The organism is Pectobacterium parmentieri, assembly GCF_001742145.1.
In the GTDB taxonomy this organism is placed as follows: Bacteria; Pseudomonadota; Gammaproteobacteria; order Enterobacterales; family Enterobacteriaceae; genus Pectobacterium; species Pectobacterium parmentieri.
Window position 1 is genome coordinate 2,314,629 of record NZ_CP015749.1, and the last position, 13,644, is coordinate 2,328,272.

Consider the following 13,644-nt stretch of genomic DNA (forward strand, 5'->3'; position numbering starts at 1 on the left):
TGGCTGGAGTGGATACTAGGAGTATGTTGCTACATTGTCCCTAGTGTTTCAATGCATGGAAGATTTTTTCTGCCAATGCATGTGAAATTCCTGGAACATTTGCAATCTCCTCAATGCTGGCATTCATCAAAGGCTGTAACCCTCCCATGTATTTTAGCAGGGTTTGGCGACGCTTAGGGCCGACACCTTCAATAAGTTCCAGCGTACTAGTGTTTTTCACTTTTGCTCTCTTCTTGCGGTGCCCGCCAATCGCATGGTCATGCGAATCATCACGAATATGCTGGATGACGTGCAACGCAGGAGAATCAGCGGGCAGTGCTACGCCCTCACCCGTCGCCTCAAAAAACAGCGTTTCCAGTCCGGCTTTACGATCGCTGCCTTTCGCGACGCCAAGTAGCAGTGGCTTGTTTTTATCCCACGATACCTGCAACGAGTCAAATACGGACTGAGCCTGGCTGAGTTGCCCTTTCCCACCATCGATCACAATGACATCTGGTATTTTGCTGTCATCCAACGCCTTGCCATACCGACGTCGTAGGACTTGTGCCATAGCGGCATAATCATCACCTGGCGTAATCCCACTGATATTATAGCGGCGATATTCCGAACGTAACGGGCCGTTGGCGTCAAATACCACGCAGGATGCCACCGTTTGCTCCCCCATCGTATGACTGATGTCAAAACACTCCATCCGATGTATTTCTGGCAACTGTAAGACGTTAGCCAATGTAGCTAAACGCTGATGAATCGTGGATTGCTGAGACAATTTTGTGACCAGCGCCGTGGCAGCATTCGTCCGAGCTAATTTTAAATAACGCGCCCGATCGCCACGGGGCTTCGTTTGAATCTGTACTTTTCTGCCCGCCACTGCCGTCAGAGACTCTGTCAGCAAATCTTTATCGGGCAAGGTGAAATCAAGCAGAATTTCGGTAGGAAGCGTTCGGCCTAAGTTCCCTTGTAAATAGAATTGCCCGACAAAAGTTTGCACAACTTCCCCCAATTCCGTACCGCCAGGCACTTTGGGGAAATAGCTCCGGCTACCAAGTACTTTTCCCTGTCGGATGAACAGAACATAGACACAAGCCATGCCAGCATCAAAGGCAACGCTGATAACATCCAAGTCTTCGCCGTCACCGGAAACAAATTGTTTTTCCGTCACCCGACGAACCGCTTGGATCTGATCGCGTATCCGTGCGGCATCTTCAAAATGCAACTCCCGACTGGCCGCCTCCATCCGGAAAATGAGCTTATTCAGCACTTGCTGATCTTTGCCGGACAAGAACAGACGAACATACTCAACCTGTTGCTGATAATCTTCTTCGCTAACCAAACCGCTAACGCAAGGCCCAAGGCAGCGCCCAATTTGATATTGCAGGCAAGGGCGAGAGCGGTTGCGATAGACGCTGTTTTCACACTGGCGTACCGGAAACAGTTTTTGCAACAATATTAGCGTTTCACGCACAGCATTGCCGTTAGGAAACGGGCCAAAGTATTCACCCTTCGCATGCTTAGCGCCACGGTGGATCGTCAGGCGTGGATGAGCATCACCGCTCAAAAAAACCATGGGATAGGATTTATCGTCGCGTAACAAGACGTTATAACGCGGCTGATAAAGCTTGATGTAGTTGTGTTCCAGCAGTAAGGCTTCAGTTTCTGTATGCGTGATCGTGACATCAATATGCTTGATGCTTTTGACCAATGCCTCGGTTTTACGGCTAGCGACATGACTGCGGAAGTAGCTGGCAAGTCGTTTTTTTAAGTCTTTTGCCTTACCGACATAGATGACCGTATTACCGACATCGTACATCCGGTAGACCCCAGGCTGGCTCGTTACCGTTTTTAAAAATGCCGAAGCATCGAAACTCTCACTCACTACTTAACAATGTCTCCGCGGTAAAAAGCCCGTGCTTGATAGCCAGATGCGTTAACTCTACATCACCGTTGATATTCAGCTTGCTAAACATACGGTAGCGATAACTGTTCACTGTTTTAGGGCTAAGGTTGAGTTGATCTGAGATTTCAGTCACCTTCTGCCCCTTAGTTATCATTAGCATAATCTGTAATTCGCGTTCAGACAAACACTCTAGTGGTGCATCTGTCTGCGGTTCCAGTTGGCTTAATGCCATTTGTTGCGCAATATCAGAAGCGATATACCGCTTACCTGCATGTACCGCTCGAATAGCGCAAATGACCTCTTGAGGAGCAGCAGCTTTACTAACATATCCCGCAGCGCCCGCTTGCATCACTTTAGCGGGCAACGGATTTTCGGTATAAATAGTGAGCATAATGACTTTGATATCTGGCATAAATCGCAGGATCTTACGTGTCGCTTCAAGCCCACCGATACCTGGCATGCTCATGTCCATCAAAACAACATCGACATCATTGCTTCGACACCATTTGACGGCATCCTCACCACAGCATGCCTCACCGACCACTTTTAGACCTTTGATATCGTCAAGAATGCGTCGTATCCCTGCCCGCACCAGTTCATGGTCATCAACAAGAAAAACGCTAATCAAAGATAATTCTCCAAAAAAGGGAGTAACACTTACATGAAAAGTTGCTTGCAGGTGATACTACGTTGATTTCAAAAAATAATGAACACTGGCTTATATGAATATGTATTTTAAAATATACCGAGAAGGAATAAAGCGCACTCTCGATCATAACAATATATCGTTAACCTGAGGGCGCATGCTGATCACACTCTTAACATTTCAAATACGCTACGCAGTATAAACCGCTTGATGACACAAAATGTGTAGAAAACAAATGGCATACAATTGGCTTTATATCTTGAATGTCAACGAAAAATCATTATTGTAATCAGGATGTGATTACACATTCCATCATCGCCTACAACGATATTATACAAATAATATATTCAGAGAAAAGCGTCCATAGTGAACATCATATGTATTAGGCGAAACACATCTATAGCCTTTGCCACAAAACAACATCCAAAATATAGACGCTATTCCAATCAGTTAAATGCATAAAAAACAGTCACTAAAATGGCGTTATCCACGAATAATATCAATCCACAATATGCTTTATGTTATACTCCCCGTTATCTGATTCTGCCTGTCGTGTCAGCGGTAACGCCGCAGCAGGCGAAGGAAAACACCTTTTTTCTTGTTGAGGAGAAAACATGAGCAACGTAGATTTTTCTACTACCGCATCCGCTGAGACCCTAGCCCATGAGGTTACCTGTCTGAAAGCGATGGTTACACTGTTATTAAAAGCAATCGGCCAGGCGGATGCAGGTAAAGTGATAATCAATATGGAAAGATATATTGCTCAATTGGAAGACGTCGAGCAAGCAGCCGTATTTGACAACACGATTAAACAAATCAAAACCAGCTACCGAAAATAGCACTATTTGCCACACCGCCATCTCAGTAATTTGATCTGGCGGTGTAGTGATATTTAGCATACCGTTTTTGATTTAAAAAATAGAGACCCTCGTCTATCTATTTCCGATACTGATAAGTTTCAGAAGCAGCGCCTCTTCTTTCTTTTTATACTGCGTTAATTCCATCACCAACGCCTTACCCAGGAGTTGTTTCCGAGAGAGCGCTTTTCTTTCATCAACCAGCTCCCTCAACTCGGTGAAGCACTCATTTATTTTGTACTCTTTTGAACTTTCCGTACAAATTATCTCATGGATTGCCTGGCTCAGTTCAGACAATGAGATAACTGATTTTGGGTCCTGGTAACTTTTTTCTATGACAGCCAGTAATTTTTCGAATCCCATATGAATCTCCGAAATCAAGCAGACACTTGCTTATTGCTAATCAGGAAACTCCAGCGACTTCTAAACGCCGCCCCAGTGGATGTAAACACTACCCTGTGCAAATTCGTAACATCATATACGATCTATCGACTATTCCACTTGTTAGCATAGCACCTTCTCGAAACTCATCAGGATGCATGAAGCACATCTTGACCGAGCGGAACAATAATTTTTAGCTATACCCTAAACAATTCGAGTTCCAAGACAAAACATTAGCGCTTTGAACAGCGCGAAGCGTTACCCCTTTAGGGTAAATGTTCAGTCATGTGTATCGTAACGCGGTAAGCGAAGAACAAATTCGTCGGGAACGAATTTTACCAATCAATAGCTGACCTTCGGTGAGAAACAGGCTGTCTCTCATTTCATACCGATAAGCTTACTCAGGTAAGTGATTCGAGTGAGTGAAAATCGGCCAGCAGCAGCGGCCTCAACGGGCGAGGCCCGCGTAAGTAAATCAAGTTGAGTTAAGAAGCCAACACACATGCAACTTGAAGTATGGCGGGTATATACCACCAATTCTCTATATTTCTTCTCGACGTTAATACACAATATGAATAAAAGACACACCAAAGGCCATCGGATGTATTAAATGGGAAGAATCTTGAAATTAAATGAAAAATAAGAATTAATAAGAGAAAATGAAATTAAAGTGCGGATATATATAGATCAAAATCAATCCAAAAAACTTGGATCAAAAATCTTAACTGCTTGAAATTGTTGGTGGGTCGTGCAGGGTTCGAACCTGCGACCAATTGATTAAGAGTCAACTGCTCTACCAACTGAGCTAACGACCCAACGGGGGGGATTATTCTCCTCCCAGGCTCGCCTGTCAAACACTTCATATTAATTTTTTATACCGCAATAATAGCATTGTTAGCGACTGGCAATTTTGTTAACCTGCTCGAGCTATATATCTATACTCCGCGTCATTTTATATCATTCTCATTTTAGGGCAAAAAACATACAACAGCATCTTACATCATTATCTGCCCTCTTTATGCTTGGCTATCTCAGACATCCGCTGTAATAAGTACTGCGGTTGAGCTATCTTATTCTCTTCGATTTTCGCAAACGAGAGCCGCCAAAGAGCTCAAAACACATCACAGACAGAAACAGGAAAGTGTACTTAAATGGTCGAACAATCAAAAGAATCCGCAGACCTTACCTCTGAACAGGGAGAGGGACTGCAACGGAATCTGACTAATCGTCATATTCAACTCATCGCCATCGGCGGAGCGATCGGTACTGGGCTATTCATGGGCTCGGGCAAAACAATCAGCATGGCTGGTCCTTCGATCATTTTCGTTTATATGATCATTGGATTTATGCTGTTTTTCGTCATGCGTGCGATGGGAGAGTTATTACTCTCCAACCTCAACTATAAATCATTCAGTGATTTTGCTGCCGACCTGCTTGGGCCATGGGCTGGTTTTTTTACTGGCTGGACTTACTGGTTCTGCTGGGTAGTAACCGGGATTGCCGATGTCGTAGCGATTAGCGCCTACTCTCAGTTCTGGTTCCCTGACTTGTCGCAGTGGGTCTCTTCCCTGCTTTGCGTTCTGCTATTACTTACGCTAAATCTGGCAACGGTGAAACTGTTTGGCGAAATGGAATTCTGGTTCGCAATGATAAAAATTGTCGCCATCGTCGCACTAATTGTGGTCGGTGTCGCACTGGTCATGATGCAGTTTTCTTCTCCATCTGGAAATGTCGCCTCTTTTACCAATCTCTGGAATGATGGCGGCATGTTCCCTAAAGGGATTAGTGGCTTCTTTGCTGGGTTCCAGATAGCCGTATTCGCGTTTGTCGGCATCGAACTGGTGGGTACGACCGCCGCTGAAACTAAAAATCCAAAAATCGTGTTGCCCCGCGCGATTAACGCCATCCCAATTCGCATAATCATGTTTTATGTTTTTGCATTAATCATGATTATGTCCGTAACGCCGTGGAGTGCAATTACTGCGGATCGTAGTCCTTTCGTGGAAATGTTTGTACTTGTCGGCTTACCTGCTGCTGCCAGTATGATCAACTTCGTCGTGCTGACATCTGCAGCATCTTCCGCCAATAGTGGTGTATTCTCAACCAGTCGCATGCTCTTTGGCCTTGCTAAACAAGGCGATGCGCCAAAAAGTTTCGGTATGCTATCTAAACGCTCAGTCCCCTCTACCGGGCTGATGTTTTCCTGTATTTGTTTGCTCTCAGGCGTGGTGTTGATTTATCTGATTCCGAATGTGATGACCGTCTTTACGCTAGTGACCACCGTTTCTGCAATTTTATTCATGTTTATCTGGAGTATCATCCTGTGCTCTTACTTAACATATCGTAAAAAACGCCCACAGTTGCATGCAGAGTCATCATATAAAATGCCATTAGGTATCTTCATGTGCTGGGTATGCTTGGCCTTTTTCGCTTTCGTTATCGTACTGCTAACATTGCAGCCGGACACACGCCAAGCACTCATTGTCACACCGTTATGGTTTATTATTCTGGCTATTGCTTATCAGTTTATTCGCCGAAAAAAGCAGGCAGTGGACGTGAAGTAACGTGTATATACACTAAATAATTCTAGTTTCAGGACAAAAAGTTAGCGTTTTGAACAACACAACGTGTTGGCCCTTTGGGCTGAGGCCCACGACAGGCTGAGTATTTGAACGCAACCAATGCACATGTAACTTGAAGCATGGCGGGTATTAATGCAAGAAAGGCGCAGACAATGTCAGCGCCTTCAATTTTTTTCAGAAAAATCGCGCATAGCACAAGTACTCTCTATTATTGGATATAAATAATTCTCAACTGATGTACAGGAATTAATATGCGACCAATTAATGTCGCCACCATTGATATATAAAAAAGTTATTCCCGCAATGAAACGGTTGTGATTCGATTGATATTTTTCGCCAATAATTCGAAAGCTAAGCAATTACACTCATCCTTTCGCTGCGACGCATCAGCAACAACACCTTCTATTCTTTTATTTAACTCATTGATTTTATTATCATCTAACGTTGAAACAATAGCAGAAATCAGCATCTCTAACGATTCAATCTTAGCATTAAGCGCTTTTTCTCCAACTTCCTTTTCTGCCAACTTTATTAAAAGATGAGAGAGGATATTATTCATTTGAACTCCTTAATCAAAAAAATAACCACCATGCATCCACAAGGCAACACCCGCTATTTGTCGCACAGGATTAGAGAAAACATAACGGAGATTAATGTAACACTGTGAATGGCCTGACCGCTAGTGTCTATTATCATTTTAAGAAAATCATATTCGCACTACAGCAATAAAATGAATCGCTACAGATAAATAAATCAAATAAGTAAAAAAATTAAAAAACCATTTTATTTTTGAGAGAAAATTACTGTTTTAAAAAAACACCAGTGTTATAAATTGTGATGATTTTCACAGAAAAAAATAAAAGGCGCTCATTTATGATAGGACGTCAAACAAGGAAGTCAGATTAATAGCCAGCCATCGGGAAACGGCTGGCTCTATAGTTAACATTTACGCACTCATTGATTGCCGTGCACCACTCACCGCATCCTTTGCCTGTTCACACTGTGACAATATCGTCTGTGCATGAGAATAAAGAATTTTCCCCGCTTCAGTAGGCGTAACACCACGTCGACTCCGCACCAGCAGTTGTTTTTCAAGTTCACTCTCCAGCGTCGCGACCTGCTGGCTCAGCGCCGGTTGTGCAATATGCAACAACTCAGCAGCCTGTGTCAGGCTACCGATATCAACGATTTTCACAAAATATTTGAGCCGTCTAAGATTCATGCCTGCCTCCTGAGTAATTACCCTAAAGAGGTAGCAAAAAGCGCGCCATATTATGTTCCTATGTCTAAGAAAAAGTGATATTGCCTTGATAAGAAACAGGTAAAATAAGGAAAAGAAATGATTCTGCCAACCAACCTCTTTGATTTTGTATGGGGAACCCATCATCGGGACAACCTACGTCTGCACCATCTTAAAGCAAATCTTGCTATTTTAAGGTGCAAGCCTACCCGCTAATCGGCACATTTCATTACTTTTTAGTGTTCAACTTGAGCAATAATTTCAATATGTTGGTTATTAGTTCGGCAATCAAACGCATCCATCGATAACAGCCTTTGACAACCTGAAACGCTACCGCTATTATCCACCGCACTTAACCGATTCCTCTGTAGTTCAGTCGGTAGAACGGCGGACTGTTAATCCGTATGTCACTGGTTCGAGTCCAGTCAGAGGAGCCATATTAAAGAATGTAGATGCCTACGGGCGTCTACATTTTTGCATTTAATCAATCACTTGCCTCCCCTCTCTTGTCTACTAACATCCACTGAAATACACCTATATCCAGCAATTTTGTTGGTAGATTTCTTGGTAGTTCTGGTTAGATTTTCCTTATACCAACAAAAAGGAAAGAGAATCTATGTCACTTACTGACACCAAAGTAAAAAAAGCTAAACCTCTTGAGAAAGAATACAAGCTTACTGATGGTTTTGGTATGCACCTGCTTGTCCACCCGAACGGCTCTAAATACTGGCGGCTTTCCTACCGCTTTGCACAAAAGCAAAAACTGTTAGCGCTGGGGGTTTACCCTACGATTTCTTTGACTGACGCAAGGGAGCGTCGTGATGAAGCGCGTAAGCTGATTGCTTATGGGATTGATCCAGGAGCCAGAAAAAAATCAGGCCGTGAGCGACAAGGAACACACGATGAATCTCGCTCCTTTGCTATAATGGCTCGTGCATGGGCTGAGACCAAAACCAAGTGGTCAGAAGACTACAAAGTTAAGGTCTGGAGACGCATTGAAAACTACCTTCTGCCAGATCTGGGAAATCGTGATGTATCAGAGCTTGATACCAGCGATTTACTCATCCCCCTCAGAAAAGTTGAGAAATTAGGCTATCTCGACATCGCCATGCGCCTGAAGCAGTATACAACCTCTATCATGCGATACGTCGTCCAGCAGAAAATCATCAGTTACAACCCTGCTTATGATTTGCAAGGCACTATCGAAAAAGGTGAGACAGCGCACCGCCCTTCTATCGAAATCTATGAAATTCCCGATCTCTTACAAAAACTCGACAACTACCGTGGTCGGGGTCTTTTAACAGAATTAGCGATCAAACTCACATTATTGGTTTTTGTCAGGTCAAGTGAGTTACGTTTTGCCCGATGGAGTGAAATCGACTTCAAAAAATCTCTCTGGGTTATCCCTGAACAACGCAAGGAAGTTAAAGGGGTAAAACACTCAGGTCGTGGTGCCAAAATGAAGAGAAAGCATTTTGTCCCACTGTGCAGGCAGGCAGTTGAGATCTTGAAAGAGGTTAAACAGATCACTTATGGTGAAAAAGCGGGTGACGGGTTTATTTTCACCGGGTTTTACGACAGTGATTCTGCGATGAGTTCAGGCACTATCAATAAAGCCCTTCAGCGTATGGGATACGACACCAAAACGGATCTGTGTGGGCATGGCTTTCGCACGTTAGCCTGTAGTGCATTGACGGAATCAGGATTATGGTCGGAAGACACGGTTGAGCTTCAAATGAGCCATAAAGAGAAAAACACCGTTAGATCTGCTTATACCCATAAAGTCAGTCATCTTGACCAGCGTAAACTGATGCTGCAATGGTGGGCTGATTTTCTGGATGCGAACCGCAATGGAGTAGTTAGCCCGTTTGAGTTTGCCAACAGGAAGCAATAACCCCTGCCCTTTTAGCCCCTTCATGGTCGTTGGGGCTTATTGGAGCTCTATCAACCTAAGCCTATTAATGATATAACGAACAGCGTCGTCGCAACTAACTACCTTGGCTGGGGCGACTTAAGCAGTGGTCCAGTCCTCCTAGCTTCGAGTAAAAACACAAGGAAATAATACAACGATGAACTGGAGTCTTTCCGCTTTTTGTTATTTCTATTTTGTGTTTGTAGGAGTATGTTATCTCCTAGGTTTTTGGATACCTTTACATTTTAACGTATTAGAATTCATGTCCCCCGTAGACATAATCAAATCAGCAACATATCCCTTAATACCTGCCGCATTAGGAGTATTCTTTTGGGTATTGATGGATTCATATAATTCAAAAGGAACAAGAAAACCAGAAGATGACGATCCGAAAATCATAAAAATACTTTTCTGGTTGATACTGTCATTAGGTATAATGTTAACATTAATGAATATTTTTTCATTGTCTATTTATTTATATAATCTATTTATTACAGAGCCAGAGAAAAAAATCTCCTACGCCTTACCAATTGCTTCAATGGTCAGTATATTTTATTTTTTACACAACCCACCATTTTTGATAGACAAAGAAAAATTAATTAGAAATTTCGTAATCATATTCACTTGCACACTGCCAACAATATCTTATTTCCAAGGAAGCAAAAACATAACTAATCTTCTAGAAGGTAGTTCTGATTTTTATTATTTAAAAACCAGTTCAAAAAATTGTCTCGTTGATAAAAAATCAAAGATTATTTACTTAGGTTATTTTAGTGGTAATTACTTTTTCGTAAATTCAATTAATAAAGATATATGTATAGAAAAGGATGGTGGTGTTTTACTATCGTTCAATAAAAACAAAGAGGGAGATCACGATGAGAACATCAAAGAGGCTGAAGCCAGCTCTAACAAAGAGATTCATTAAGCCATAAAAATAATCGAATAATTTAAATGTTACAGTCTGGCTTTATTTTAATACAAGTTTTTTCTGCAATCAGCTTCGTTCAAAAAGCTAAAAACACTACTGGCATGATATATAAATGACTCATTAAAAAATTTAAATAAATGGTTACCAATGATGAATATATATAATTTTGATTCTGATCTCCATACCTTTGGAAAAGATTTTGATACTGTATATGAAGACAAAGCGTTAATTTCCCGTGGACAATTTCTGCATGCCTATCCACTTAACCGACTTAAAGACATCACCCTTGATGAGTATGTGATCGGCAAAGGAACTGCATCGTTTTGCGCATGTGTCGAAGCAAAAACAAAAGCCTGGGCAAATATGCAAGGAGCAACAGCATATAAGTTTGGCGTTTATTTTGGAAAAACAAAAGATGATCTAAAAACTCAATATCGTTTTACTAAGAAGTTCGGGAAAACAACAAATGAAGCTTTTCATCGGGTTAAAGAAGCTCTATTAAACCTTATTCAAGCAGGTCAATCAAAGAATTTCCGTGAGATAGATGAAAACCCTCTTTCCCAAATGTTTAAGGCTAAGATATTAAGTCTCTACTTCCCTGACATTTATTTAAATATATGTAGCTCTGAACATCTCACTGAAATTGCTTTGAAAATGGGAATTCAGGAGCAAAAATTTGTGAGCAGATATCAGAACTTATTAGTTGAAAATAAATTAGCTAATAAAATCACAAAGGACTGGAGTAACCCTAAGTTCATGTCATTTCTTTATGCCAAGTTCATACGTGAAGATTTGAAAAAAAACATTTCAATTACTATTAAGAAAACTCGAAAAAAAGCCAGGCGGAAGGTTAACTTCGAAGATATTTCTGCAAGCAGAGATGCCATAGGAAAGATGAGTGAAGAGTTTGCTATCGAATGGGAAAGAAATCGTTTAATTGGTCTTGGATATCAAAATTTAGTCGAGAAAATAGAAGATCGTCGTGACACACCTTCCTATGGATATGACTACCTTTCCTTTAATACGCCTGGACATGAAAGATATATAGAGGTTAAATCAGTTGGCAGAAACAGAAAAGAAGAATGCTTCCAGTTTTATCTTTCTGAAAACGAACGCTCAGTTTCTATCTCTGATGAGAGTAGCAAGGATTATTACTTTTACTTAGTATTCTATAGCAAGGATGGAAACCCTTACGATGTCCTAGCCAAACGTGCCAAAGATTTTTATTCAAACAGTGAAATGTTTCCCTGTTCTTATGTAGTAAGGTTTGATCTTGAAGAAAATGACTAAAATGCCCACATTTTTATAACCAAACCAACTATAACAGGTCGAAAATACGCCCAATAAATCTCAAAATATAGGTTTATTGGGTATATAAAAATCACTATCCAAGCGAAAGAAGTTTCTTTCCTGTATCTTCAAAGAACTCAAAAGAATCCCATTGCCATATGTAAAGTAAGGCTATTTTTCCTGAATGCTCTTGGATAAAACTCTTTAAAAATAATTTATTTTTATTACTTGCAATAAAAGATGAAGAGAAACTCACTATCGCTCTTGACTTCAATCCACCGCCACTTCTCATAAAAAGAATAAAATCATTACATCTAAACTTATTAAAATCAGCACAATTATTAACATCACGATCAAACTTTGCGACAATTGACTTTATTTTATCATACAGAAAAACCATGTCATAAAATGTTTTATTACTCGCCAATTGAGAGTTCCTTTCATTTAACTCATCGATATATTTATCATCATCCTCTACTTTAATTGGATATCTTGCCTGCAATACGATATCATGGGCGGAAAGTTTCAAAAGTATCATTTCATCCTTATTTAGCATTAAACCTAAATCAGCAGCCATTTTTTCCAGGTTATGCCCATACTCCCTAAATATTTTATCTAGCGTTTCTTTTCTGGCACCATAGTTCATTAATAAAATTGCTGACTTTAATAACATTTCAAAGGAATAACCTAATAATAACCTACTCGTTTTTGCAGTTGAAGATACCATATCAATATAATCACAAGCTTTATTATATGGTATGTTTCCTCCTTTATCTCTAAGAAGCTCTTTGTTATCTTCACCACACTCTCTTAGTAATTTTGCAGATAGATATAATTTCTTAGACTCGTCAAGCCAATCCTTTCGATTAAATATACCTTTGCCATTCTTAGAAGTGATAATGTCTTCCTGCATTGTCTTCTCCATCGAAAAAATAATGCTAAGTTAATAACAAGAGAAGACGGCATAGGACCATTATATGCATCTTCTACCAGCTCACCCCTTCGGCTCAATCCCCTGCTTTCTCAACTCCTGACGGGCCAGTTCTTTGAACCAATTGCCGAGGCTGACACCTTCTTTTGCTGCGACTTCATCAAGCTGTTCTCGGAGCTCAGGCGAGATGCGTATCTGGAAAGTCGGTGATTTACCTGTTGATGAAGATTTCTTCGTATCACGTTTTATCGTTGACATGTACGTACCTTTTTAACTATGCTGGATTTTATAGGTACGTACACTACCACAAAAGCACATTACACTCATCACCAGTTTCGCCCCTGAAAGGTATGCAACTACCAGGCAGGGGCTAACCACACCGTTATGGAGTTAACGATATGGCTATCAGCAAGTCTAGCAATTCCCTTATTGATAAGCACCTTAAACAAGTTAAGCGTTGTTTTAATCTGTTCTGGCAAGCTACGGAGGTGCGTCATGTTCGATAACACACCTTTAGAGCCGGAAGAAATCATCGATCAGTGCAGAGCATTGATCTATGCCGTTATCGAGACCAAACAGCCTCAAGTCAAAGAAATTCTGACGTTCATCCTCTGGGAAAGGCTCGACTGGTTATATCAGGATTTTCATGCAGAAGAAGTCGTTCAAAACCAGTAATGTGAAATAATCACCATTCCTTCCGTAATCGGATCTGGCATACAGGCATACTCTGCCAGTCAGATCCCCCCTTAATAGATCACTTTAAGTGAATTCAATCCGAGTTTTAAATGTAGAGCTTCAGCCCAGCACCTTGCACTGTTACCTGAAACAGTATGGTATTGTCTGGCGAAAATCTGCGCTAACGCTAAAAATCAAAGACCTACATCATGATGAAGTCGATATCAATCTGAATCCCATAATCAGTGCGGGATCGGTGACTAGGGGCAACAAGGACACTTTGCCACACAAGCACAGAACCAGAATTA

General features: G+C 41.2%; 12 protein-coding genes, 2 tRNA genes and 1 pseudogene. 7 read left to right on the forward strand and 8 right to left on the reverse strand.

The features are described 5' to 3' along the window. Positions 1 to 40: 40 nt before the first annotated feature. Both uvrC and uvrY read right to left on the reverse strand, forming a co-directional pair. On the reverse strand, positions 41 to 1,873 hold the full coding sequence (uvrC, locus tag A8F97_RS10430) for an excinuclease ABC subunit UvrC (RefSeq protein WP_014699214.1): 1,833 nt from the start codon (positions 1,871 to 1,873) through the stop codon (positions 41 to 43). Beyond that, complete coding sequence (uvrY, locus tag A8F97_RS10435) at positions 1,866 to 2,522, reverse strand: UvrY/SirA/GacA family response regulator transcription factor (protein ID WP_014699213.1); 657 nt, start codon at positions 2,520 to 2,522, stop codon at positions 1,866 to 1,868. Before uvrY ends, uvrC begins: the two co-directional genes overlap by 8 nt. A 632-nt stretch (positions 2,523 to 3,154) precedes the next feature. Between uvrY and A8F97_RS10440 the strand changes: the two genes are divergently transcribed. Next, positions 3,155 to 3,379 carry a DUF2594 family protein gene (locus tag A8F97_RS10440; protein ID WP_005974410.1) on the forward strand — a complete coding sequence of 75 codons (225 nt, stop codon included), beginning with the start codon at positions 3,155 to 3,157 and terminating at the stop codon, positions 3,377 to 3,379. A gap of 93 nt (positions 3,380 to 3,472) precedes the next feature. Here A8F97_RS10440 and A8F97_RS10445 read toward each other — a convergent pair whose 3' ends face one another. Next, positions 3,473 to 3,760, reverse strand: a complete 288-nt coding sequence (locus A8F97_RS10445) for a hypothetical protein (RefSeq protein ID WP_014699212.1) — start codon at positions 3,758 to 3,760, stop codon at positions 3,473 to 3,475. Positions 3,761 to 4,517: 757 nt separating this feature from the next. Continuing rightward, positions 4,518 to 4,593 (reverse strand) — tRNA-Lys (locus A8F97_RS10450). A gap of 336 nt (positions 4,594 to 4,929) precedes the next feature. Here A8F97_RS10450 and cycA point away from each other — a divergent pair. After that, positions 4,930 to 6,342, forward strand: a complete 1,413-nt coding sequence (gene cycA / locus A8F97_RS10455) for a D-serine/D-alanine/glycine transporter (RefSeq protein ID WP_014699211.1) — start codon at positions 4,930 to 4,932, stop codon at positions 6,340 to 6,342. Between the two features lie 310 nt (positions 6,343 to 6,652). On the opposite strand, the gene iraP is transcribed toward cycA, so the two are convergent. Beyond that, complete coding sequence (iraP, locus tag A8F97_RS10460; protein ID WP_014699210.1) at positions 6,653 to 6,919, reverse strand: anti-adapter protein IraP; 267 nt, start codon at positions 6,917 to 6,919, stop codon at positions 6,653 to 6,655. A 393-nt stretch (positions 6,920 to 7,312) separates the two neighbouring features. After that, positions 7,313 to 7,582: pseudogene (locus tag A8F97_RS10465) on the reverse strand (LysR family transcriptional regulator); the annotation flags it as partial. 379 nt (positions 7,583 to 7,961) lie between these two features. Here A8F97_RS10465 and A8F97_RS10470 point away from each other — a divergent pair. The 4 genes from A8F97_RS10470 to A8F97_RS10485 all read left to right on the forward strand — a co-directional run bounded on the left by A8F97_RS10470 (position 7,962) and on the right by A8F97_RS10485 (position 11,730). Continuing rightward, positions 7,962 to 8,037: transfer RNA gene (locus tag A8F97_RS10470), tRNA-Asn, on the forward strand. A 179-nt stretch (positions 8,038 to 8,216) separates the two neighbouring features. Beyond that, complete coding sequence (locus A8F97_RS10475; RefSeq protein WP_033071226.1) at positions 8,217 to 9,494, forward strand: tyrosine-type recombinase/integrase; 1,278 nt, start codon at positions 8,217 to 8,219, stop codon at positions 9,492 to 9,494. A gap of 175 nt (positions 9,495 to 9,669) precedes the next feature. After that, positions 9,670 to 10,437, forward strand: coding sequence for a hypothetical protein (locus tag A8F97_RS10480; protein WP_033071225.1), 768 nt, complete (start codon positions 9,670 to 9,672; stop codon positions 10,435 to 10,437). Between the two features lie 150 nt (positions 10,438 to 10,587). After that, positions 10,588 to 11,730 (forward strand): protein NO VEIN domain-containing protein, encoded by a 1,143-nt coding sequence (locus A8F97_RS10485; protein WP_033071224.1) that lies wholly within the window; start codon positions 10,588 to 10,590, stop codon positions 11,728 to 11,730. Positions 11,731 to 11,824: 94 nt separating this feature from the next. Here the strand turns inward: A8F97_RS10485 and A8F97_RS10490 are convergent, their stop codons facing one another. Together A8F97_RS10490 and A8F97_RS10495 are read right to left on the reverse strand one after the other, a co-directional pair. Further along, a complete protein-coding gene (locus A8F97_RS10490) occupies positions 11,825 to 12,643 on the reverse strand; it encodes a hypothetical protein (RefSeq protein WP_033071223.1) in 819 nt (272 codons plus the stop codon). An 81-nt stretch (positions 12,644 to 12,724) separates the two neighbouring features. Continuing rightward, positions 12,725 to 12,919, reverse strand: coding sequence for a toxin-antitoxin system HicB family antitoxin (locus A8F97_RS10495; protein ID WP_033071222.1), 195 nt, complete (start codon positions 12,917 to 12,919; stop codon positions 12,725 to 12,727). A 237-nt stretch (positions 12,920 to 13,156) separates the two neighbouring features. On the opposite strand from A8F97_RS10495, the gene A8F97_RS10500 reads away from it, so the two are divergent. Next, positions 13,157 to 13,336, forward strand: coding sequence for a hypothetical protein (locus A8F97_RS10500; RefSeq protein ID WP_033071221.1), 180 nt, complete (start codon positions 13,157 to 13,159; stop codon positions 13,334 to 13,336). The last annotated feature ends 308 nt before the right edge of the window (positions 13,337 to 13,644 follow it).